The organism is Nostoc sp. (genome assembly GCF_036917655.1).
Lineage (GTDB): Bacteria > Cyanobacteriota > Cyanobacteriia > Cyanobacteriales > Nostocaceae > Nostoc.
The window spans coordinates 42,110-66,637 of the sequence record NZ_JBALCY010000012.1; the positions used below are offsets into that span (position 1 = coordinate 42,110).

Annotated in this window: 17 protein-coding genes; 15 read left to right on the forward strand and 2 right to left on the reverse strand. The window is 39.0% G+C overall.

Annotation, left to right across the window (positions count from 1 at the left end):
* Positions 1-122 precede the first annotated feature (122 nt).
* On the reverse strand, positions 123-4,910 hold the full coding sequence (locus V7K30_RS07290; protein ID WP_334998444.1) for a glycosyltransferase: 4,788 nt from the start codon (positions 4,908-4,910) through the stop codon (positions 123-125).
* Positions 4,911-5,416: 506 nt separating this feature from the next.
* Here V7K30_RS07290 and V7K30_RS07295 point away from each other — a divergent pair.
* The 12 genes from V7K30_RS07295 (at position 5,417) to V7K30_RS07350 (ending at position 16,161) form a co-directional block, all read left to right on the forward strand.
* Positions 5,417-6,436, forward strand: a complete 1,020-nt coding sequence (locus V7K30_RS07295) for a glycosyltransferase family 2 protein (RefSeq protein ID WP_334998445.1) — start codon at positions 5,417-5,419, stop codon at positions 6,434-6,436.
* Between the two features lie 50 nt (positions 6,437-6,486).
* Positions 6,487-9,318 (forward strand): AMP-binding protein, encoded by a 2,832-nt coding sequence (locus V7K30_RS07300; RefSeq protein ID WP_334998446.1) that lies wholly within the window; start codon positions 6,487-6,489, stop codon positions 9,316-9,318.
* Between the two features lie 82 nt (positions 9,319-9,400).
* The gene (locus tag V7K30_RS07305; RefSeq protein ID WP_334998447.1) at positions 9,401-9,577 is read left to right on the forward strand and encodes a hypothetical protein; all 177 of its coding nucleotides are present in this window, start codon (positions 9,401-9,403) and stop codon (positions 9,575-9,577) included.
* 2 nt (positions 9,578-9,579) lie between these two features.
* Positions 9,580-9,852 carry a hypothetical protein gene (locus V7K30_RS07310; protein ID WP_334998448.1) on the forward strand — a complete coding sequence of 91 codons (273 nt, stop codon included), beginning with the start codon at positions 9,580-9,582 and terminating at the stop codon, positions 9,850-9,852.
* Between the two features lie 76 nt (positions 9,853-9,928).
* Positions 9,929-12,535, forward strand: coding sequence for a tetratricopeptide repeat protein (locus V7K30_RS07315; RefSeq protein WP_334998449.1), 2,607 nt, complete (start codon positions 9,929-9,931; stop codon positions 12,533-12,535).
* A 132-nt stretch (positions 12,536-12,667) separates the two neighbouring features.
* Entirely contained in the window at positions 12,668-12,844 is a 177-nt protein-coding gene (locus tag V7K30_RS07320) for a hypothetical protein (protein ID WP_334998450.1), read from the forward strand.
* Positions 12,845-13,037: 193 nt separating this feature from the next.
* Positions 13,038-13,457 carry an element excision factor XisH family protein gene (locus V7K30_RS07325; RefSeq protein ID WP_334998451.1) on the forward strand — a complete coding sequence of 140 codons (420 nt, stop codon included), beginning with the start codon at positions 13,038-13,040 and terminating at the stop codon, positions 13,455-13,457.
* Positions 13,445-13,780 carry a XisI protein gene (locus V7K30_RS07330; RefSeq protein WP_334998452.1) on the forward strand — a complete coding sequence of 112 codons (336 nt, stop codon included), beginning with the start codon at positions 13,445-13,447 and terminating at the stop codon, positions 13,778-13,780. The genes V7K30_RS07325 and V7K30_RS07330 overlap by 13 nt, the downstream gene beginning before the upstream one ends.
* A gap of 195 nt (positions 13,781-13,975) precedes the next feature.
* Positions 13,976-15,211, forward strand: a complete 1,236-nt coding sequence (locus V7K30_RS07335; protein WP_334998453.1) for a tetratricopeptide repeat-containing sulfotransferase family protein — start codon at positions 13,976-13,978, stop codon at positions 15,209-15,211.
* Positions 15,211-15,384: a hypothetical protein gene (locus V7K30_RS07340; RefSeq protein ID WP_334998454.1), complete on the forward strand. Its 174-nt coding sequence runs from the start codon at positions 15,211-15,213 to the stop codon at positions 15,382-15,384. Before V7K30_RS07335 ends, V7K30_RS07340 begins: the two co-directional genes overlap by 1 nt.
* Before the next feature lie 137 nt (positions 15,385-15,521).
* The gene (locus V7K30_RS07345) at positions 15,522-15,785 is read left to right on the forward strand and encodes an AbrB/MazE/SpoVT family DNA-binding domain-containing protein (protein ID WP_334998455.1); all 264 of its coding nucleotides are present in this window, start codon (positions 15,522-15,524) and stop codon (positions 15,783-15,785) included.
* Positions 15,772-16,161 carry a type II toxin-antitoxin system VapC family toxin gene (locus V7K30_RS07350; RefSeq protein WP_334998456.1) on the forward strand — a complete coding sequence of 130 codons (390 nt, stop codon included), beginning with the start codon at positions 15,772-15,774 and terminating at the stop codon, positions 16,159-16,161. Before V7K30_RS07345 ends, V7K30_RS07350 begins: the two co-directional genes overlap by 14 nt.
* Before the next feature lie 98 nt (positions 16,162-16,259).
* Here V7K30_RS07350 and V7K30_RS07355 read toward each other — a convergent pair whose 3' ends face one another.
* Positions 16,260-18,599 (reverse strand): glycosyltransferase, encoded by a 2,340-nt coding sequence (locus tag V7K30_RS07355; protein ID WP_334998457.1) that lies wholly within the window; start codon positions 18,597-18,599, stop codon positions 16,260-16,262.
* 609 nt (positions 18,600-19,208) lie between these two features.
* On the opposite strand from V7K30_RS07355, the gene V7K30_RS07360 reads away from it, so the two are divergent.
* The 3 genes from V7K30_RS07360 to V7K30_RS07370 are packed head-to-tail and all read left to right on the forward strand — an operon-like array spanning position 19,209 to position 24,227.
* Positions 19,209-21,788 (forward strand): SGNH/GDSL hydrolase family protein, encoded by a 2,580-nt coding sequence (locus V7K30_RS07360; RefSeq protein ID WP_334998458.1) that lies wholly within the window; start codon positions 19,209-19,211, stop codon positions 21,786-21,788.
* The gene (locus tag V7K30_RS07365; RefSeq protein ID WP_334998459.1) at positions 21,785-23,620 is read left to right on the forward strand and encodes a carbamoyltransferase family protein; all 1,836 of its coding nucleotides are present in this window, start codon (positions 21,785-21,787) and stop codon (positions 23,618-23,620) included. Before V7K30_RS07360 ends, V7K30_RS07365 begins: the two co-directional genes overlap by 4 nt.
* Entirely contained in the window at positions 23,613-24,227 is a 615-nt protein-coding gene (locus V7K30_RS07370) for a DUF5989 family protein (protein WP_334998460.1), read from the forward strand. Before V7K30_RS07365 ends, V7K30_RS07370 begins: the two co-directional genes overlap by 8 nt.
* The last annotated feature ends 301 nt before the right edge of the window (positions 24,228-24,528 follow it).

Consider the following 24,528-nt stretch of genomic DNA (forward strand, 5'->3'; position numbering starts at 1 on the left):
TTCTTTGTTTTGCCACGCACTTAATATCTTCTGTCGCAAGTCAATGGAATATGCTGGCATTTCTCAATAATCTTCTTTTTTTTACATCTTTTCAGTTTACGATCTTTGTGGAAAGCCTGATCTCAAATTGCTGTAAGTGCAAGTAATAAAGTTACAGTTGCTAACTCAGTGTCAATTTTTGATTGGATCTGGATTTGACGAGTTTGGATAGCTTCAGTAAAAATGTTTACCATCTGAATATTACTAGAACAAGCTCTCAACTTAAAGTTATTTGAGTCACTAATATCTTTCTCAACCGCCGTAATCTCTGGAGAGAATAGAACTTGACAGTCAAGGTACTGACTAAATTGACTAGAAACTGTGAAATAATTATCACTTTGCGAATTGGATTCACCAGTATAGGTGCAATCAATAAAAGCAACTTGAGGAAATTCAGCACGGAGTAGAGGGAGGAAGTAATAGGCGATGTCTGTATGAGAAATTACAACAATATCGATTTGACGAGATTGGATCATGTAGCGGATAAAAGCCAACCAGTAAACTTCATCTAAGAAATTAGGTAGATAAAATATGTCTGGTGTTAGACGATAAAAGGAATCATACCAGGGATGCTCTGATTTTAAAGTTGTGGCGATCGCCATTTCATAACCCTCTTTTTCCAGCAGCGTCATTAAGTCCAGATGAAATGTACCGATATTGGTGTTGGACACCGAAGAAAAGAAAAACAGCACGTGTTTCCCAGGATTGTAACGGCTGAGGGAGTTTTGGACGGCTATTTTATATTTAAGTTGCTGCGGGTTAAGTGGTTGGCGGTTGAGACAAATATTTTGAGTTGCGGTGCTACTAAAAAATTCAGGGTAGCGAGACTGGATTAATTCAGTTACTTGCTTTAGTTCCCCAGGATCAAGATCCAAAGAGTTAATGGTGCGATTGCATTCTAAATATTCGGGAATTGTCCATCCTTGTTGTTGATTAGCGATCGCCTTTAGCCAGCGTTCCCAATCTGCATATAACTTTAAGTCTGCGTCAAATCCCTCTAGTTGCTCAAAATCAGCTTTGCGATACAGCAATCCTCCTGTAAACTGATTTTCATTCCAGAATGAAGCAGGTTGGCTAAAGCTATGATTGTGCCAGTATTCCTGTGCTTGAAAAATCGCAGAGTAGGAGTTAACAAAGGAAAATTCCGAATGGGTTTCTAAGAACAGAAGGCTTTTTTCGATATATGTGGAGTCAATAATGTCAACCAAATTGAGAAAAAATAAATATTTGCCTCTGGCTTGAGCGATCGCCGTGTTGCGTCCTGCGGCATCACCTTGTTGGCTAGAATGAGAAATAACTTTGATTTTGTTGGTTCTTTGAGACAATGACTCAATGAATGCTATTGCATCGGAGTTAGTCGAGCCATCATTGACAATAATCCATTCCCAATTTTGCCAAGTTTGGTTAATCACACTTCTGTAAGTAGTTTCAAAATATTCATAGTTATTAACAAACACAGAAATAATTGAAACTACAGGAGATTCAGAAGCTTCTGGCTGAAAAAATCTCACTTTTTGGCTAGCCATAAGAGCAACAAAATTTCGGATAGGAATGTCGGAGTTAACTTGATTTGCTAACTGAAGTGGATCGGGTTTTTTCGAGCCGAGCAGCCCTTTGAATTTTAACCAAGCCCTGCGGAGTTGCCAAAACTTACTCGCAGACATCATCGTGCTAAAAGATTGCCATCGTTCCCACTCAAACTCCGCTTTTTGCGCCCTCAGCATCCATGTCTGCCATTGTACCTCTAGCCAGTCTTTTCCAAGTTGTAGTTGTTGATTCCATGCTTGCACGTTTTTTAAAGTTTCTTGGGTTTGTGTGAGTTCATCTTGAAGTTGCTGTGCAGTTAGCATCCAAGCCTGAGACTGGGGAGATAAATTTTGGTTATTTTGATGAGTAAATTGAAATACTTTACCTGAATTTTGCTCTTGCAGAAGTTGTTCGACACCTGTTAGCAAGAAATTAAGCTGGCGTTGATTCCATTTTGCCGGCTCGATTTGGTATAAATATTGCCGCAGATAATACCGTTCTTTAGCTAAATTTACAGAATTAATTGTTGGCTCAGTATTTTTGGTGATGTAGAGAGGATAGGGGTAGTAAGCAATTTCTTTCCCAGTGGCGATCGCTGCTGCTAAGATGTACCAATTGAGAGCTAGCAATCCTCTCTCTAGGGAGTAGCGAAATTCTTGCAGCAGCTTGAGGGAAAATAACGCAGATATATCTTGGTTGTGGTTAAACTCTAGCAAATTCAGTAAGCAACCATCAATAAAGGCGATCGCTTCTGGTTTTCCATCCTTTGGCAGTGTAACTTGGGGACATACTACCACATCTGCATGAGATGCCATCGCCGCCATCACTAACTTTTCTACCATATCTGGTAAGGCAATATGTTCCACAGCTAACTGTAAAACATATTCTCCTACTGCTAACTCAACTAAGTAGTTATAACTTTCTCCCAAACTCCAGTTCGCATCTAAATTTAAATATTTATAATCAGGAAATTTTGTTTGAGCTTGAGTAATTATTTCTTCTAAATACTCATCAGTTAGTTCTCGATACCCGATGATGATATCAAAATTATTATAGGTTTGGACAGCAAGACTTTCTAAGCATTCCAATATAGTATTAACTGGATGCCAGCAGACAATAGCAATTGTGATTTTCGGAGTTTGAGGTTCTTTAGGAGCGCCATTAATAAAAGCTTGACTCATATATTCTAATCTTTGGTTCAGCAGGTGTTGATTGACTTGTTCTAAAAATTCCTCTTGGGGGATTAATGGGTGTTCAGGATAAGCATTAATTGCCTCATTTATAGTTTGAGCGAGGGAATAGGAATTTCCTGGGTGAAAGTAACGCACGCAGTCAGAACGCTCAATTAAACTTAAAGTCTCTCGAAATCCCCCTGTATCTGAAACCACTACACTGACGGGTAACTGTCCCATTTCTAATCCCGTGTTGGGAAAGTTTTCTTGTATGCTTGTCAGGCAAACGATTGGGTGATTTAATTCCGAAATAAACTTAATTGCTTCTTGACTAGATAAATTTGATAATAAATTATAAGTTACATTTCTATCAAGTTGTTGTTTGATATACTGCTGACTATCTAGATGTTGTAGTTGGGACGATTGTAGGGGAATAATTTTTCCGATAAAAATAAGCTGGATTCTCTCAACTACAGTAAGATTAAGTAATTTGATTGCTTCTACAAAAGTGCAAAGTCCTTTTCTCTCTTCCAGGCGACTGAAAAAAACAACAGGTATTTTATCAACATTAAGATTACTTAGCTTTGCGAACTGCTCACTTTTTTCATGTTGATGTCTAGTGGGTGCAAAGTATGGTAGATGCTTCGCTGGGGATGTTTTCCAACCATAACTTTCTAGTTTGGACTTGAGGAAGTATGAAGGGAAGTAAGCGATGTCTGCATTTTCATAGGAAAATTGCTCGTAGTGGTAAGCTTGCCAAAACCACTGGGGTTGCTGTATGGCATATTGACTATTAACCTCGCGCAGCCATTCAAAGCACCCATGAGCAGTAACGCCAATGAGACAACTATCACCCAGTAAACCAGTTTTTTTAGCTTGAATTGTGCGGTAGCCGAATCCCCAAATGTCTGGAAATTCTACATAAACCACTGCATCTGGTAAACTAGTGATGACTGCTTGAGTAAAGAATAAACAACAGAAACTCTGATAGTCAAAGCTATTATTAATTGCATCTTGTTGCGTCTTAGTTAGAATTTGATAATGAAGTGGTTGAAGATTTAAAACCTGTTTTATTTCGTGAGTAGAGAAAACGCAATCTACATCAGGGAAGCTTGGTTCTCCTTGAAAGTCAATTTCAGTTTGACAAAGCAGCAATATGACGTACCAGCCATCAGATTTAAGTTTTTGACTTAAGGTTGTATAGTAAGTGCCTATTCCGCCATTATGAGAAAAACCTTCAAATTCATTGCTAACGAGGATTGCTACTTTTTGAGATGATGAGTTAAGTTTTTCTAAAAATTGAGGCTGAAAGTTAATTTCAAAGTTTGCCAAACTAGAATTTTTCAATTTAGAATTGTTTGTTCTTAGTTTTTCTACAAGTAGCTCTGGTGTTAATGCATCTACTCTATAATCCAGAGTGCCTAATTTTTTCACGCCTTCTGGTTTTTGTCCAACGATATAGCGATCGTAGAATTCATCCTCTACCTCAAATAACTCTATTTTACTAGAGGTCGGAGTTTCTCTATAGCAGAAATGAGTCAAAATATTTTCAGGAACAAGGCTACAAGCAGCTGCAACTCTTTCAATAGCCGTTGAGTTTGGTGGCGAACCGTGAAAAAGTCTCTTGTCATATACCAGTGCTTGTCCGGCTTTCATCGGGATGCTGGTGAGATAATTTTGTTGTAAAAGTGACAGGATATCTTGGCTGTAGGGAAAGCCGTCAAAAACAAAAAGTGGTCTGGGGTTTGAATTAAGTAAATGGCTTTTTTTTACAACTTGAAGACATCCATTTTGCTCGTCTACGTCAATTAGAGGACACCATACTCCAAAGGATTTTAGGGATGTTTCATCTACTAAAGATGGGTCTTGATGTAGAGGCATTATACTAGACGATGAATTGGACTTCTTACTAGCAAAATTACCAGCTAATATTTTATAGTCAGGAAATAAAGCTGTTAATTTTAGAGCAAACAGGCTTTTTATTTCCTGATTAACTAGCTGGCGGTACGAAACATCTGATGTGTGTATGCTAAAACACATACTTGGTGCTAATAAATCATTAGGAAGAGAATGTTTTTGATAAAAGCTGAGAAGAACTTGCACTTGATTTTCATCTACAAAGTCAATAACTACATATCCATTTGTTTCAATTTCTTGATGAATTTTACGCATTTTAAAATAGTTTTCCTTGGAAATTAATAATATTAATATATTTGATTGAATATTCAGATAGTTAGTATTTTATGTAATTTTAAGCACTTGTATACTGCTTTAAGTTAGAAAATGTGAAATCCTTAAGTAGTAATAACTTTTTAATTAACACAGTATATATTTGCTAGAGTATACACTTCTACTGTCTGCTATCTTCCTTTTAAGGGTATTTTTTACATTTGTTAATTTTTTGCAGTCGTAGTAAAAAAGACCTAATCTCTTAGAAAAAAAGAATTGTCTAATTGATAAGAAAAGTAACAAAATATACCATTGATTATAAATAAAAGCTAAAAACTCAGAAAGTAGCTTGGAATTTGAGCATAATTCGATTGCCAACAAATTCAAGATGTTTATCAAATTTGTAAAAACATAAAAATTGAGATCCAGACCTGAAGCGATGTCTTGCGACAAGCCATTATGTGTCTATGCACCTGATTTTCAACTAAATTATCACTAAATTATTTGTAATGCTACCTCCTTCTGTATCTTTGATTATTTGTACTGTAGACAGGTGTAAGTTTCTCCCAAAAGTGATGAGCGCCGTTCATTGTTTGCGAGGTTCTTTTCAAGAGCTAATTTTAGTTGTTGGCCCAGCACAAGATGATACAGAGTTAGTTTTGTTAGAATACAAAGATATTATTAATCAAATTATTTTTACTAAGCAACGAAATGTGAGTGTAGCTAGAAATTTAGGTTTGAAAGCAGCATCAGGAGATATTATTTTCTATCTTGATGACGATGTTATCCCACCACATAATTGGATAGATTTACATTTACAAATTTACCGAGAACAGGGAGCGATTTGTGGTTGTGTGGGTGGAGCAGTTATAGATAAAACTCAAGCCAATTTTTCTTTACAGTTTTCTAGAGGTGTTAATAGCTGTTTGAGCGAATCTAAACCAATTCTTTCTGCGACAGAGACAACTAAATATACCTCCAGCCCTGAATGGTTTTGCGGTGTTATGGGAGCTAATGCTTCATATCAACGAGAAGCTTTAGTCAGAATTGGCTATTTTGATGAGTTTTTTGAATATTTTTTAGAAGAAACGGATATCTGTTTGCGTTTGCTGGAAGCTGGCTACAGGGTTCATCATATAGATGCGGTTGTAGAACACTATGTGCAACCCAGTCATAATCGCCGCGATCGCCGGCATCTCACCTGTTGGTATTCCCTCTCTAAAAATACTACCTACTTTGCTTTCAAACACGGTTATCAAAAAATACCTTTACCGATATTTACTATCCGTCTCATCTTGCTTCTTATCTACCGTTGCTTATTAAGAATTTTGCGCCTTAAATTTACTCATAATCTCCCCTGTAATTTGATATTTCAATACATTCAAGAGTCGATTTTAGGTGTTCGTCACGGTTGGTTGTTTGGCTTAAAATTGCATAAATTTCAAGAAAAAAGAGGATATCATCTAGAGATAGATTTTGAAGACAATGGTTTGGTTTTGTTAGAAAAAATCCCACCTGGAATTTTATAGATTCTTAACTACAAACTTCATCAATTTTGAAATCTGCTGTAAATCAACCTATGAGCGCTCGCCTAGCCTCTCAGAACGAGAATAGCACTCTCGTCAATTTGCATAATCGCGCCTCTCTACACCCAGACAAAATAGTCTACACTTTTCTAGAAGATGGGCAGAAACCGAGTGCCAGTTTAACTTATCAACAGTTGGACGAGAAAGCCAGAGCGATCGCCGCTTACTTACAATCTCAACTTTCCATTGGCGAAAGAGTCTTGCTGGTTTATCCTCAAGGATTAGAAGCGATCGCTGCCTTTTTTGGTTGCCTTTACGCTGGAGTGGTTGCCATTCCCGCACCCGCACCGGAAGCGGCACGGATGAAACGCATTTTACCGAGATTGGAAGCGATCGCATCTGATGCCGGTGCTTCATTAATCTTAACCACCGCCAGTCTGTTAGCCAACCGTGACGGCAACCATTTAACATTCCAAGCCAAAAGTTTTGTCAGCCGACTCAACGGCAGTGCATCACTCCTACTCAACTACTATCTAGCAGAGGGAGAAATTGCCCAAAAAATACCCCAACTCGCTACCATTCCTTGGATAGCTACCGAGAAAATTCCCTCCCACCTCGCCACCCAATGGCAACAACCAGAAATTAATGGCGATACCTTAGCTTACCTGCAATATACCTCCGGTTCCACTTCCACTCCCAAGGGAGTGATGCTCGACCACAAAAACCTGATGCACTGTTTAGCAGATGTCACATCGGTTTATGGGTATAGTCCCGATAGTATCACCGCCACTTGGCTACCTTATTTCCACAACTATGGTTTAATAGGAGGACTTCTCCGACCTCTTTACAACGGCACTCCTTGTTACTTAATGTCTCCGCTAGCATTTGTTGAACAGCCACTGCGATGGCTGAAAGTTATTTCCAATTATCGCGTCACCCACAGCCTAGCCCCTAATTTTGCCTACGCTTATTGCCTGCAACGGACAACAAAAGAAGAACGTGCGACCCTGAATTTAAGCAGTTGGGAAGTAGCCGGAAGTGGAGGGGAACCCATAAACCCAGAAGTGATAGAGCAATTTTGTCGTACCTTTGAGCCTTATGGGTTTCGTCGGCATACCTTTTCCCCAGGTTACGGACTCGCTGAAGCTACTTTGGCAGTAACAACAAGCAGAAAAACAGATGTTCCGGTTTTTTGTACCATTTCTGCGGAAGCATTGAGGCAAAACCGCATTCTAGAGGTTTCAGTCGGTCAAAAATTGGCTGGTTCGGGACGGCTGTTGGGAAATACTAAAGTCACAATTGTGAATCCAGAAAAGTTGACTCGCTGCGCCTCCGATGAGGTGGGGGAAATTTGGGTAGCGAGTGCAGGGGTAGCGCGGGGTTACTGGCAGCGTCCTGATGCAACTCAGGAGACGTTTGGAGCTTCTACCGCAGATACGGGAGAGGGGCTGTTTCTGCGGACGGGGGATTTAGGATTTATTCAAGATGGGGAATTGTTTGTTACGGGTCGTCTCAAGGATTTGATTATTATTCGGGGAGAAAACTATTATCCCCAAGATATTGAATGGGTGGTGGAAAAAAGTCATTTGGCTCTGCGTCCAAATTATGGGGCAGTATTTTCTATAGAAATTGATGGAGTCGAACAATTAGTTATAACGTTTGAGGTCGAGCGCGAGAAGAGTAAAAATCTGAATGTTGATGAAGTAGTGAGTGCTATCCGCAATGCTGTAGCAGAACACTTTGAGTTACCTGTTTATGGGGTAGTGCTGCTCAAACGAGGAAGCATTTTTAAAACTTCTAGCGGTAAGATTCAGCGTCAAGCCTGTCGAAAAGCTTTTGTTGATCGCAGTTTGGATAGTATTGCTATTTGGACTCTGGAAAATGTATCAAGCCAGCAGAAAATTATTCCTCATAATTCGGTAGAGTTCCAGTTAGTTCAAATTTGGCAACAGGTTTTAGGCATTACATCAATTAGCAGTAATGATAATTTCTTTGAGTTAGGGGGAGATTCGCTAAAATCTGCGGTTGTGTTGGCTGAAGTAGAAAAGGTGTTCGGTCAAAATCTCCCTTTAGGAAGTTTAGTAGTAGCACCCACTATTGAACAACTAGCCAACTTTATCCTTCAGGAAAACAGTAAAGACGAATTTACATCGCTCATCCCAATCAATCTTCATGGTAACAAGCCACCTTTGTTTTATGTACATAGTATAGGTGGTCTAGATTCCGTTTCCCCATTTGTCCGTTATCTAGATTCAGAGCGCCCTTTTTATAGCTTCCAAGCAGTAGGATTGAACGGCGAAAAAGCTCCCTATACTCGCATAGAGGATATGGTGAAACACTACATCCAAGAAATTAAAACCGTTCAGCCTGAAGACCCATATCTCTTAGTAGGTGGTTGTATAGGGGGCAATATTGCCTTTGAAATAGCTCAACAATTAAAAAAGCAGGGTCAGCAAGTTTTGCTGGTGGCTATGATAGATAGTCCCAATCCATTGATTACACAAGAACAAAAAATGCAAACATGGAATCATTGGATATCATCTGGAAAGCAAAATAGAAGAGAAAAACTAATAAACTCTAGTTTAAGTGTTAATCAAGTTGAAAATATTTTAAAAGTTTGGGAGGCTAATTACCAAATTATCATTAACCATGTTCCACTGGTGTATTCGGGGCGAGTTGTTTATTTCTCGGCTAGAGAGAATCGGGAGCAGCAGTTCGGACATCAGTTTGATCCAATGCAACCCAATGGCTGGAATGATTGGGTTGCAGGTGGAATTGAAATTATCGAGGTTTCGGGGAGTCACCAGACTCTGCACATTGAAGCCCACGTCCGAGAATTAGCAGAAAAGTTGAATGCTTGTTTGGAGCAGGTAGACTGTGAATAACAAACCAAGTGGTGCCCAAACTTATCTCAATCTCAGGCAATTGGAGAAAATTTAGCACTCTTGAGAAGCGGCGATCGCTTTCGTGCAACTAAGAATAGGGGAGCGATCGCTAAATAGACGCATTGCTGAACATCAAGAAAAGATTAGGCTAGAGTCCGAAAAGGACTCTCCTGATCGAGGATTAATCAGGCATTGGGAAACAGAGATTTGTGCCTTTGAGAAAGGTATTCAGCAAGCACTCAAACGATTGGGGAAATAACTATGCAAATTCGTCATCGCTCTCTTCCTTTTGCCAGTCCCACTCTGAGTACATTAATTACAGAGCTAGGCTCAGAGTGCGAAAATGTCACTGCCTTAATTCATCAGCTTCAGTCACCTCACCTCAGTGCTAGACAACAAGCTGAAATTCTAACAGAATTGCTGGCTGCTACAATTCATTTGAATGTCCACTGTGGAGAGGAGTTTCAGACACTCATTGCCCAGGAGATGGAAACATTACCAGATAATGACGAACAGGAGTACATCAGCCCATGAGCGATCGCGTAGCGTCTCGGAACCCAAATCGCACTCTCGTCAATACCCCCCCTACCCTATTGAAAAACAAACGAATATGAAAAAAAACGAGGTTGTTGAAATTTACGATGAAAACTATGCTCAAAAGTATAATCAGAGATTTCTTCTCAACGATTGGTCTAAAAATAACGCTGATTTTGAACAAGAAACTATTAATAAACTTTTAAGTGAAATCGGCGAAGGAGCAAAGTGGTTAGATGTTGCCTGTGGTTCGGGGTACTTTCTAAGCTGTTTTCCAGATATAGAACGAGCGGGACTAGATATTTCACCAGCGATGCTTAATATTGCCAAGCAAGCAAATCCAAATGCTTTGTTTGTTGAAGGTGACTATAGAGATAAACGTTCGCAGTGGCAAGGGAAATGGGATATAGTATCCTGTATGTGGTGGGCTTACTGTTATGTAGAGTCGTTATCAGAGCTAGAAATATTAATTGAAAATTTTGCGGATTGGACATCTGAAAAGGGCGTTTGTTTTCTGCCAGTTTGTGAACCTGAAGAGATAGGAAGTGGTCAGCTAAAGCTACCATATTTTTACACAAATTCGGGCAATTTGGGTGGATATGGTGGCTCAATTCAGTTTGAAGGAGTCATTTGGAGTTGGATCGATGAAGAATCGGGAAAACAGCATCTAAATCTTTTAGCGCCACAACTAGAATATATGCTTCCTCTATTTAACAAACACTTTGAGCAAGTAGAAGTTATAGAATACCTCTTATTTAAAGGAGAGAAAAGAAAAGCTATCGTTGCTCGTTCCAAAAGACAAAAACATATTTTTGAAACAGAAGTAGTTGGTGAAAGTGGATCAACAGGATTGTTTTCATCTTTTTCCAAAATTATTCGAGGAGGTGACTGGTGGCTTTATAAGCTTCCTCCTTTACTAGCTATTGCTTATGCCGAAATCCTTTTGATGAATTTCCCAGTTATCCAATTAATATTAACTGTATTAGCCTTGTTATTCTCCATATCTTCTGTAGCAGCTTACGGACATATAGTTAATGACATTTTCGACATCGAAGTAGACCAAAGAGTTGGCAAAAACAATTCGATGGCTCAATTTTCATCGTGGCAGCGCCTTTTACTTTGCATTTTATTTGCAGTTACAGGTTTTGTGTTGCCAACTCTAATGAACTTTGGCACATTGGCAATTATATTACTGGGTATTAACTACCTGCTACCAACTCTTTACTCTGCACCCCCCTTGCGATTAAAAGAAAAAGGTATATGGGGGATAATTAGCGATGCAGCAGGAGCGCACGCCATCCCTACTTTGTTTGTTGCTACCACTTTTTTACACTTGAGTGCATCACCACAACCACAATCTATTATCCTAACTATTGCGGCAACAGCATGGTCATTTTGTGCAGGAATCAGAGGAATTATCCTGCATCAACTTTGGGATAGAGAAAACGACCTAAAATCTGACGTGAAGACATTGGTGACAAAACTCAATGTAGAAAAAGTGCGGTTTTGGATAAGTTACATCATCTTCCCAACTGAAATTTTACTGCTAAGTTTACTGGTATTAGTTATTTCTCGATTCGCTCCCATACTGCTACTTTTCTTTATCCTCTATCTTCTATCAAAAACTATTAATATCAAATTAGGTTTAGCAAATGCCTTTGATACTGCTCCTATTCGGAAAGTAAACATACCACTACACGATTTTAACGAGGTGTGGTTGCCTTTAGCTTTAATAACCTTATTATCTATCCGAGAACCCTTCTTTTTCATATTGCTGTTATTACACATAATTTTGTTCTATCCGTCTATCAAACAAAGGACAACGGATTTATTTCAACTGATAGTGTCTGGATTAAAAGGTCTTAGTAACTTAGTTAAATTCACTAATGAATATGAGCAGAAAGTAGCTTTTTTGCATACAAATCAGCAAAATAAACAAGGAATGGAACAATTGCAAGCTCAATTACACACCTCGCAAACAGAATTTACAAAACTAAATTCTCATCTACAACAAACTCAAGAGCAGTTGGAACAAATTCAAACTCAACTCCAACAAACTCAGGGAGAACTACAGCAATCTCAGTATCAGCTAGATACCTCTCAAACTAAATTGCTACAATCTCAGTCTGATTTACAACAGACTCAAGAGCAATCTGAGCAGATTCAAGCTCAACTGCGACAAACTGAGAAAGAATTGGCAGAATCTCAATCTCAACTATATATATCTCAAACTGAATTAACCCAACTAAAATCTTATCTCCAACAAACTCAGGGAGAAGAAGGATTAATGAACTATTATCGCTCTCGCATCGCATCCAACCCCGACGATATTCAACTTTTCCATAAGGCATTGACAATTAAGCCAAATGATGATCAAATTCATTTACAGCTAGGCAATGCTTTAGTTAGACAAAATTGCTTTCATGATGCGATCGCCACTTACCAAACAGCACTCCAATTCCACCCAGACAACTTTGAAATTCACTTGGAGTTGGCAAAGACTTTAGAGAAAGAGCAAAAATGGGATGATGCGATCGCTTCTTACCAACGTGCGATCGAACTAAATCCAGATTACTCTTGGTCGCATAAACGCTTAGGGGACATCTTAGCAGAACGCGGTCAGATTGACGAAGCAAGTTTTTGTTATCATCGTGCTTTGCAACTTCAACCGAGAATTTTTTAATTGTAAAGTCAATCGCCTAATTTTTATTGAGGAACTTGAGCGATCTGAGCGATCGCCTGCCCCAATCGTCTAAAGTGATTAGGATTGAGAGTGAATAGAATATCGACTTGAACTTTCAGGGCTGCTTAGGCAATGAGGGCATCAAAAACGCCATCACCAGAAATATTGAGAGCAACCATGCAGGCGATCGCTTTGCAGCTAGAGAATGCTTTCGTCAGACAAGGACAAATTTTTGATGCGATCGCTTTGCCCAACCCAGGCGGCGCTTCTTACCAACGCAGCATTGAACTAAATCCAGATTACTCTTAGCCACACAAACACTTAGGCGATATCTTAGGGTCAAGAAGATAGCTTGACGAAGCAAGTGTGTCCTACCGTTACGCCTTGTAACTTCAACCAATATTTTCTGAATTTAGCCTCATAATAAGCGATAAAAATCATATAGGCAACTAAAATAAGAACTATAAATGTATAAACGGAAATAACTGCTTGCCGTTTTGCTATGCCCGCTAAGGATTTGTATCATGATACTGTTGTCCAAGCCCTTATTAAAGATGGCTGGGAAATTACTGACGACCCCTTGCTTTTATCCTACGGCGGTCGAGAACTCTATGTCGATCTGGGTATAGAAAAAAGGGCGATCGCCGCGCAAAAGGACAATCAAAAAATAGCCGTTGAGATTAAGAGCTTTTTAAAGCCTTCTCCAGTCCGCGATTTAGAAGAAGCGGTAGGACAATATGGTGTTTATCAAAGTATTCTGACAGAAATCGCACCAGAACGAATACTCTACTTAGCCGTTCCCAGACGCTCCTATGAGACTATTTTTACAGAAAAATTAGGACAGCTAATTATAAAACGTTTGCAAATTAAACTCTTGGTATTTGATGAGGAACAAGTGAGGATTGTGCAATGGATACCTTAGAACGCTATCGCCAGATAGTCCGCCAGTTAATTGATGAGATTGCGTTGTATAAGCCTTCTCATGGTCAGATTGAAACCGAAGCAATTATCGACCCTCAAGCAGATCGTTATGAAGTGCTGCACGTAGGCTGGGATGGGCAACGTCGAGTACATGGTTCAGTGGTACATATTGATATCATCCAAGGAAAAATTTGGATTCAACATGATGGTACTAATCGTCCCGTAGCCGAGGAGTTGTTGGAAGCAGGAGTTCCTAGAGAGGATATTATTTTGGGCTTTCATCCTCCTCAAGTCCGTCAATATACTGATTTTGGTGTGGCATAAATGAAACTGAATCGAGATGACTCTTGGTCGCACAAACACTTAGGGGATATCTTAGCAAAATGAGGTCTGATTTTAATTAAACTAGCAATCTGACTGTAAAGCAGCTTTAATAGACTTTTCAAACATCCTCTTCTCTTAGAGCAGACAGACCGAGAATACGAACAAAAACAAGCGCCATTGTTTCAAATTAACGCGATGAGTGATAGCAAAAGCCAACTAATATCTCACTATGAAAAAGCTTTAAGAATTAAATATGATAACTCCTATGTCCACGATAAACTAGCACAAATATATCAAAGCCAATTTAAATTTCAAGAAGCATCTTATCATTATATAAAATCCATTCAATTTGACCCCAATACATTGAAAAATTACTGGGATTTAAAGTATTCTCTACTTATTCTACTAAGCTTAATTGGGAATAATGAAAAAATCGATTCCAGTTTGCTAGAAGAAGGAATTACCATTTTCCGTCAGACAATTCAGAATCAACCAAATTTTTATTTTGCTAACGTTGTTTTAGGTATTTTGTTAACCTTACAAGGTAAAAGTGAAGAAGCAATTGATTGCTACCAAGCAGCCAGCTATCAGCAAATCTTTCTATCTCGTCCTCAACTGATTGAAAAATATTGGGATTTTGATCAAAAACTTCCGCCAAGTTTTATCATTCCTGGATTTATTAGATGCGGTACTACCTCTCTTTATTCCTATCTAAGCACTCATCCTCAAGTTCTTCCTGCCATTGATAAAGAACTTTTGTTCTTTAGTAATTTCTTTGAGCAAAGTATTGATTATTACCTTGCTCATTTTCCTTCGATTTCTAATAGCACAAATTATATTACTGGCGAAGCAACTCCTATTTATATTAATGATTCTAGAATAGCTAAAAAAATATTTGCTCTGTTTCCCAAAATTAAATTTATCATTCTTTTAAGAAACCCTATAGATAGAGCTATTTCTTCCTATTATCACCAGCATCAGGCTAGCTGTGAATATAAGTTAACACAGAGTAGCATAACTGAGACTATAGGAAAAATTCCAACTGTCATAAATAAATGGTTTAATTTGTTGTTTTATGAACCATCATTGTTACTAGAAGCTTATCAAACAGAATATATAAATTATCTACTATTACCTGATTTATTAGGCAGTTTATATATCTATTACCTCAAAGAATGGATGACTATTTTTCCGAGAGAGCAGTTTTTAATTCTCAAAAGTGGGGATTTATTTGAAAATTCCTCAGCAACGATGAAACAAGTTTATAGTTTTCTGAATCTGCCAGATTACCAGGTGCCTAAATATTCCAATCACAACCCCGGCTCATATCCTCCAATTCCTGATAACTTACGCCGCCAGTTGGTAGAGTTTTTTCATCCTTATAACCAGCAACTAGAAGAATATTTAGGCATGAAATTCAATTGGGAGTGATGATAAACCAGTTCGACAGGTTTTCATCTGTCGAATCAAATGTCATCCCTCCAAAGCAGGGGATGACATTCGCCTGGGTGATTTTTGATAGTTGCGATCGCGCTGTTCATCGTAATACTAGTTTACAGGCGATCGCACCACAATACCTTATATCATGTCCGTTTGATTACTGATTAAACCCAAAGAACCCCAGCTCTTCGGGAGGGGTTGGGGGTGGGGTTCCTTTATTATGGGTAATTTGGCGGACAATACCTTAGTAGCTCACGCACAAGTGATAATCTATAATAAAGACTTTTAATTTGGTCACATTATGGAAATTACAAAATTATCTGACCAAGGACAAGTGATTATTCCTCAAGCGATTCGCAAAGCCTATGGCTGGGAAGCAGGTCAGGAATTGCTCTTAATTGATACTGGTGATGGAATTCTTCTTAAGCCGAAAAAACCTTTTGCTGAAACTACTTTAAGCGATGTTGCAGGCTGTTTGAAGTTTACAAGTGAAGCAAAAACGATTGAAGATATGGATAATGCCATTGGTAAAGGGATAGAAGAGGAATGGCATGGTCGCAGTTGATACTAATATTGTCATACGCCTTTTGACTCAAGATGATGAATTGCAATATCAAAAGAGTCAAGAAATTTTTCAGACGCAGGATGTTTTTATCGCTGATACAGTAATCCTTGAAACTGAATGGGTGCTAAGATTTGCCTACAAGTTTAAACCAACTGAAATATGTTCATCTTTACGCAAACTCTTTGGCTTGCCGAATGTTTACCTTACTAATCCAAACCTAGTTGCTCAAGCATTGCAATGGCATGAAAATGGGTTGGATTTTGCAGATGCTTTTTATTTAGCCCAAAGCCAGCATCATATTTATTTTTATACTTTTGATGAAAAGCTAATTAAAAAAGCTCATGGGCTAACATCGTGTGAAGTTAAAAAACCCTGAAATGGTTGGCGATCGCACTGCAATACCTCGACACAATTTTACAATATTGCTGTACCACAGCTAATTGAAAATCAAACATCTGTGTAATTAATTTTGCTTTAATTCAGTAGGTCAATTGAGTGATACATCTTAGCTATTTTTTGAACATCAGCTAACTCTAACCATTCAAAATAATCAAGCCGTGCTGCTAATTCTTTAAACTCCGACTTAGCTTTTTCAAAATCCATGATATGAATAAAATACATCACTTTAGCTGCCAGAATATTCGGCTGCATTTTCTTTGGTGTAATATCTAATGAATAATTAAAAGCTGCTGCAACTTCAGTTTCAGAAAAACTATTAAATGAATATGAATTTTGTAATAACTCATTGGGAATAAGCTTGACATAGCGAAAAGCTCTAGAGGAATAAATGAAGGTATGCTCAATCGGCACTAGATACTCTCGCAAGCGATACATTATTAAATGAATCCAAGAAGTATAGTAATGAGCAAAGTCTTGATGGATTACCAGAGATACTTCTGGAATAAGATAGGGAAAAAAATTTTTTATAATACTATTTGTTAATTCCCAGGATTTCATCGCATCAATAAAAAGACACTCGATTTCACCCTGTTGCCAGCCAATTTCTGCAAGATCCCCAGGATGAACATGAATAAGATGACTCCAAGGATTAATTCGCTCCAGGTATTCGTCTAGAAAACTATCTCCATCTTTGTACTTCCCTTCTAACGAAGTGCCGATGACACTTTGCGGCATATTAGCCAGTGAAGACCAAATAAAAATATCATAAGTATGAATGCGTTGGTTTTTGTTCGTTACACAGGAGTTAGCCTCAAGTCCCATTGCTAAGGAAATGGTTGATGAGCCAAACCAGCAACCAAGTTCTACAATCTCTCCTCTACCTGAATACTCATTTTGGGCATAGTTTTCTAAAAAGAGTTGCTCCTCCATTGAAGTCATACCCAGTATCCATCGCCTGGGTTCACTTTTATCTAGATGACTTGCGGGTGATGTAGCAGCTTGACAAAAAGCTTGCTTCATGTATTCAAATCTTTGATTCAGCAAGCGTTGATTCACAAAATGGAGAAATTCTCTCATCGGTACACCGACTTTCTCTGGGTAGGCTAAGATAGATTGAATCATAGCTTGTTCAAGCGATCGCACATCTTCCGGTATAAACCAGCGCACACCATCTGTGCGTTCAATGAGATTGAGAGTTTCTCGAAATCCACCTGTATCTGAAACGATTAAACTGACAGGTAATTGTCCCATTTCTAATGCTGTATGGGGAAAATTCTCTTGACTACTGGTGAGGCAAACGATCGCACAACGCCACAAACTCACCAACTGAATCGCTTCTTGACTGAATAAATCAGTCACAATAGTGTAACAACAATTAGAGCCTAACTTTTGTTTAATATATTGCCGGCTATCTAACCCTTGCAAACCCTCTGCCTGAAGCTCAACGTTCTTACCCAGAAAGATGATATGAATTTTTTCAACTACATTGCTTTCTAATAACCCGATTGCTTCTAGAAAAGTAAAAAGCCCTTTTCTCTCCTCCAATCGTCCAAAAAAGACCAGCGGAATTTTATCTTCATCAACCAGCCCTTGCAAATCATTTCTCAGCGTCATTGTTTTCAACGGTTGTTCAACGACTGAAAAACAATAAGGTAAATGCAAAGCATGAGATGTTTTCCAACCATACTTCTCCACTTTCTCTTTAAGAAAATGTGACAGAAAGAATGCTTTATCCGCCTGTTCAAAGGAATATTGCTCATAATGGCTCGTTTGCCAAAACCAGCGAGGATTAGAATGTGTGTACCTTGCATGAGCTTCTTGTAGCCACTCTTGTCCACTATGCAAAGTCACAGCCACCACACAATTTTCTCCTAAAACACGCGATCGCTTGGCTTGAACTGTGCGGTATCCCAATCCCAGCATTTCGGGAAATTCAATGTAAATATAAGCGTTAGGAAATGTCGCGGCGATCGCCTGAGCAAAAAACAGCGCACAGTAGTTCTCGTAGTCTACCAATTCCTCATCCTGCAACTGAGACAAAATTGCCAAGTGAGTCGGCTGCAATTCTAGTACATCCATACATTCACTGGTTGAAAAGATATGTTTCACTGCGGGAAGAGTTGAGTCTCCACTAAACTTCTCTTGACTTTGGCAAAGCAGTAGCACAATATAATAGTCTTCTGCTGCTAATTTCTCACTGAGAGTGCGATAATAAGTGCCAATTCCACCATTCCTAAAAATGCCTTCGTATTCGGTTGTGACAAGTAATGCTATTCGTGCAACTGCTGAGGGAAATTTGTCTTTTACTGTCTCTTTGAAGCTGATTTCAAAGCTGTTAGCATGATTACTTTGCAGCTTTTTGTTTTCAAAAATTAGATTGAGTATTTTATTAGTGAATGCTAACGGTTGGTTCACATTACCTTCGCTAAAGTACTGCTGTTAAAGCTTCTCTTCATTTGAGATGGGATACAACCTTCTCATTTCTTGGGCATCCCCATCTGCAATTAACAAAATAAATCTCAACTTAACAGGTTTCAATATTTTTCCTAAAATTATTAATATTTTTTTACATAAACCGCGTCCATCTTGAAAACTGTAGTTCTTTCCGTATGAAAATAAAAAACCCTCATCCCCCAGCCCCTTCTCCCAAATTTGGGAGAAGGGGAGCCGCAAAGTTGTCACTCTTCCCTTGTAGGGAGAGGGATTCAAGGTGAGGGCAAAAACTACGGTTCTCAACATAGATGAGGTTTATCAAATATTAGTGAGTTCAGAAGTTATGGGAGCTATTAGTGAGTTCAGAAGTTATGGGAGCGATCACCTTTATTTTACACTTCTACGCTTCAATTTTGGCTCTCTATCTAGATTGTGGTTGTTTTAGGTAAAGATATGTGCATTATGGAAAGTGAATAATCCATTTTTGCTATAATCCATCTGCCTTTAGCAGGTAACTAAAACCAAAGGCATGAAACTTGTATTTTGGCAGAATTTGAATATTACTTAATAAACCTTGTCGGAGAAAAATAAGTGAACCTCTCTCGTAGGTTGTTAATCTTTGTTAGCCCCAATAAAACTTGGTTATCACCTTGTATTGCGGCTTCAGTAGTAGCTTTTCTCAGTTTTCCTGTCTGGCAAAAATTTTTTACTAATCTAACTTTGCCTGTTCAGGTTCAAATGACAGCAGACAATGTTAAACACGTTAAAGCTTACTGGGACAACCCAGCACTTCATCCTAATGCCTACGAAATAATTCCGATAAAATCAACAAAAACTCCTACTAATCAAACCTCTTCTACTGTTTGGCAGATTAAGGTTGAAGCGTTAGCACAAAAAACACCTGACGCGAAGAGTTCTGAGGTCTGGATCGTAGACATCAGAACACCAGAAAACCAGGTTAACTGGTCAAAAGCATTAATGGGTGTGCAAAAGTGGGAACTAATTGACAATCAATATGGACCTCAAGGTAAAATAGCTGCTGCTCGCGCTAGGCAACCGCAATCTTTAGAAGTGCTAGTTAAAGGTAGCAATTTAAATATCACATTACTGCGTAGCCCTTGGAGCGGTAAAGTGCGGGTAACAGCCAACGGTCAAGCACGCGAAACCAATTTATATGCTCCTAACAGTGCCATTGAAAAACTGAATTTTAAGCCGACAGGAAATAAAAAATCTGAGCTTTACGAAATTGAAGTTACTAAAACACCTTGGCATCAACTCAAGTTTGTTCCAGATGCTGCTAATTCCGATCAAGTGAAAATTGACTCCATTAAAATTGGGAATTTGAAAATTCAACCTGAAGCGAATGGAGAGTTTATCTTACCGTTCTACTTTTGGAATCAATTTAGTTGCGCGATCGCAGCTACAGCGATCAGTTTTTTGGGGTTAACAATTTTATTTATCAATATCGGAAATATCCAGCGGCGACATACCCAATTTATTAGCTGGCAGTGGTTCGATAACTATCAAATACCCAGAGCGATAATCAAATTCAAAATTGCAAATAAAGAAACCCTAGTTTTACCGTATCAAGCGCTCAAATACTTTCTGATATCCTTAATAGTTTTAGTAAGCGGTCTTTTTTTAATAGAAGGGTATCTTTACTACCTAGAAAATAACAAAATTATTCGAGTGCGATCGACGCAAAAGTATCAGGTTGCCTCTATGTCTTTGCTTGCGACCTCTGTCACTCAAGCTAGAACGCAATCAACACGGAAACTTCCACAACTATCCTCCTCAGAATGGCAACAGGAAGACGATCGCATCAACCAAAATAACAAGAAAAAAATTCTCACCTCTGGTATACTACTGAATTCAGCACAAGGAGATTGGATTTGGCGCTCAAAGGGATTTCCTGTTAATAAATTAGCTACAAAACCCAAACGTATCCTCGTGATGGGGGATTCCTTTGTTTGGGGTAGTGGCTATAGTAATATGAATGATATTTGGTGGCGGCAACTACAGCGAGAATTAACTCGTAGAGGCTACGAAAAAGTCGAAGTCATTGCCGCCGGATTGAGTGGCGCTTCAACCCACCAAGAATTAGATCAAGCACGAAATCTTGTTCCTGTTTATAAGCCAGATTTAATCCTTTGGGGTTATGTAACGAACGATCCCGATGAAGGAGTTATTGAGCAATTTAATTATAAGTTCGTTAATCAAGACCTAGTAATAAAGTTGATTAAAACCTTAAGAGATAAAGGCATTTTTCCGAGATTAAATACACTTCTGTCCGAGGCTCGTTCTCGAAAAGTTGCAGGAACAATGGATGAAAAAAGATTTGGCTATGAATATAGTCAATGGCTGTTAAAATTACTTGAAGGTAAAAATTTTGAGCTTTACAAGAAAACAGTAAAAGAACTAGGGCATTTTCAAGCCAGTAGCGGTATTCCTGGATTTGTAATGACTTTGCCAAGTTATCCTGACCGTGCTTACTTCACTCGTCTATACAGCAAAGTTACCCCTTTACTTAAGGCAGAGAAAATAGCCGTTTACGACACGTTAGATAATTTTCTCAAATTTTATTCGCGTTTTAACTCAGATCCCATCCATGCCACATTAGATCCTCTTTACACTTGGCGTATCAATCCAGCCAATGGACATCCTGGCACTACCATAACTTATTTTTATGCGAAACAAGCCGCAGACATTCTTGAAGCCAAGTATCCAAAAGTGCTGGGTGAACGAACTCCTTCAGCTAAACCGCCAGCGATTCACATCAACGATTGGGTTCCTTATAACCTAAATCTAGTTGCAAGTTCTACCGGAATTTACACCTTTCAGTATCCTGAATCAGAAGAATATATGCTGCGTTTGCCAATTGGTAAACCCTTTGTGCAGCTAAATTTAGAAGTTCCTGTAACCATTAAAGAAATTCGTCTCTCAGGAACTGGATTAAAAGCCGCTTCATTAGATATTACAGCCGTAGATTCTAAACGCAAATTTGACGACGGCACTATTTACTCTTTTGAAGAGAAGCAAGGAACATCTTTAATTTGGAATTTGGAGGGACAGTCATCTGCAAATGCTAATACAATTCGACTGTCAGCCAGCTTTCAAAATAATGATAGACAGCTAACATTAACGCTGATTCCAGCAGGGAGCGAACCATGAGCAAAACACGGATTCTCGGTATCTCTGCTTATTACCATGACTCAGCTGCGGCTTTAGTCGAGGATGGTAAAATCATTGCAGCAGCGCAGGAAGAAAGATTTACCCGCATCAAAGCAGATCCAGAGTTTCCCCATCACGCCATTGATTATTGCCTAGAAGCTGCGGGAATTGACGAGCATCAGTTAGATTATGTTGTTTTTTACGAAAATCCTGTTCTTAAATTTGAGCGCTTACTCACAACCTATCACCTAACTGCTCCCAACAGTTGGCGGAGTTTTTTGAAAGCATTTCCAGATTGGTTAACCCGAAAACTCTGGTTAGAAAGTGAAATTGCCAAAGAAATGGGGATTAAAAAACGCATTTACTTTTGCGCTCATCACCTTTCCCATGCTGCTAGTGCGTTCTTTCCCTCTCCTTTTGCAGAAGCAGCTGTTCTCACAATTGATGGAGTTGGCGAATGGTCTACCGCTACTTTTGGTATTGGACGGGAAAATCAAATTCAATTGCTAAAAGAAATTCGGTTTCCTAATTCCTTTGGTCTGTTATATTCAGCCTTTACTTATTACACCGGATTCAAAATCAATAGCGGCGAGTATAAACTCATGGGTTTGGCTCCCTATGGAGAACCTAAATATGCCGATTTAATCAAAGAAAAGTTAATTCGGCTTAATTCTGATGGCTCGATTATTTTGAATCAGCATTATTTTGATTATGTCGGCGGTTTAACAATGACCAATAATCGCTTTCACCAACTGTTTGGAAGTCCACCACGTCCACCAGAGTCGGTGATTACTCAAAAGGAAATGGACATTGCCGCCAGTATTCAAGTTATCTTGAACGAGGCGGTTTTAGCGATCGCCCGCTACGTTCATCAACAAACCCAGCAGGAAAATCTCTGCTTGGCGGGAGGGGTAGCCCTCAATGTGGTAACGATGGGCAAATTATCCCGCGAGGGGCCATTTCGTCAATTGTGGATTCAACCTGCTGCTGGGGATGCTGGGGGTGCTTTGGGAGCAGCTTTGTGGTTCTGGCATCAAAAACTAAGTAACATGAGAACTCCCATTCAACCCGATGCGATGCAAGGAGCTTTCTTGGGTACTAATATCCCCCCTGCTTCCGAGTTAGATGATGCCATGCTAGAGCATTTAGAAGCCGTTTGGCAGGTTCATAGCCAGGAAGCACTGCAAGGATTAATCGCTCAAAAATTAGCAGAGGGTAAAGTTGTCGCAGTCGCACGGGGACGAATGGAATTTGGGCCGCGTGCTTTGGGAGCCAGATCAATTTTAGGCGATGCTCGCTCTCCATATATGCAAAGCCATATAAATTTAAAGATTAAGTTCCGTGAGAGTTTTCGCCCTTTTGCACCGATGGTATTAGCAGAAGATGCAGCAGAGTATTTCGAGATTCAGCAAGAAAGTCCTTATATGCTGCTGGCTTATCCGGTGAAAGAGAGCAGACGGCTACAGGCAGCAACAAAGGGTCTATTCGGCATTGATTTACTGAAAGTTCCACGTTCCGATATTCCGGCTGTAACTCATGTAGACTATTCGGCTCGTGTTCAGACTGTGGATTGCGATCGCAATCCTTTTATGTACGGGATATTAACCAAATTTAAAGCTTTAACTAGTTGTTCTGTGATTATTAATACATCCTTCAACGTCCGAAGCGAACCAATTGTGAATACAGTCGAGGATGCTTATCGTTGCTTCATGGTAACAGAAATTGATTACTTGGTGATTGGCGATCGCTTTTTTGACCGAAATTCTCAAAAACAGCAACCTCTTTCGGATGAAGAACGCACTCAATGGCTGAGGAGGTTTGAACTTGACTAAATTCTCTTATTTACAAAGATTGAAGCAACGAAAACATCTGACTCAACTTCAAGAACAGATTGTTTTTGGGTTAACTCTGGGTTGGTTGATGACGCTTGTTGGTGGTTTTCACTATTTATTTATGATCAACAGTCATGATAATTTCTGGAAAGCCCTGCTTTACATAGGAATAGGGTTAATAGCAATCAGTCTTCTTCTTCCCTCTACTATTTCTTTGTTCCACAGCTTCTTGCGACACCTGACAGAAAAGATAGGTGAAAAGATATTTCTATTAATTATTTTAGCCAGCTACTTTTTATTTATTGTACCCATAGGCGTATTGCTCAGAAGACAAAAAACAAATAATTCATTCTATGCTTGGCAAGATAAATTCATGGCTCAAGTTCAAGGATGGATACAGTGGGAAAGTCGAGAGGATATACAACCGCTTCAACCTGGAGCTAAAAAGCGTCCTTTAATGCTACAACTAGTTTGGGTAGTTGCCTATTTTATTCGTAACGGGCATTACTTATTAATTCCAGTGCTAGTTCTGCTGCTAGTTTTAGGTTTAATTCTGTTCTTTGTTAAAGCGTCTGTTTTAGCTCCCTTTATCTATACTTTGTTTTGATTGGGTTTGAAATTTGCTTACAGCACTTCCCGAAGTTATGAGGTACACTAATTGATCGAATTACCGTTTGTCTGTGCTAATAGCATTCCAAGTATCTGTACCTCATAGCAGCAGGAAGTGCTGTATAGCGGTTCTCGACCCAGTAAGGTACAATTTTGACCTCACTCCTAAAAGGAGAGAGGCTTTGAATTTTTCCCCCTTCCCGAAGCGGCTATCCATTAGTCACATCTTTCTTAACATTTCTGTAAGGCAGACTCAGAGGGAATAATAGAAGTAAGCAATGAGAGCATCATTGACTTGA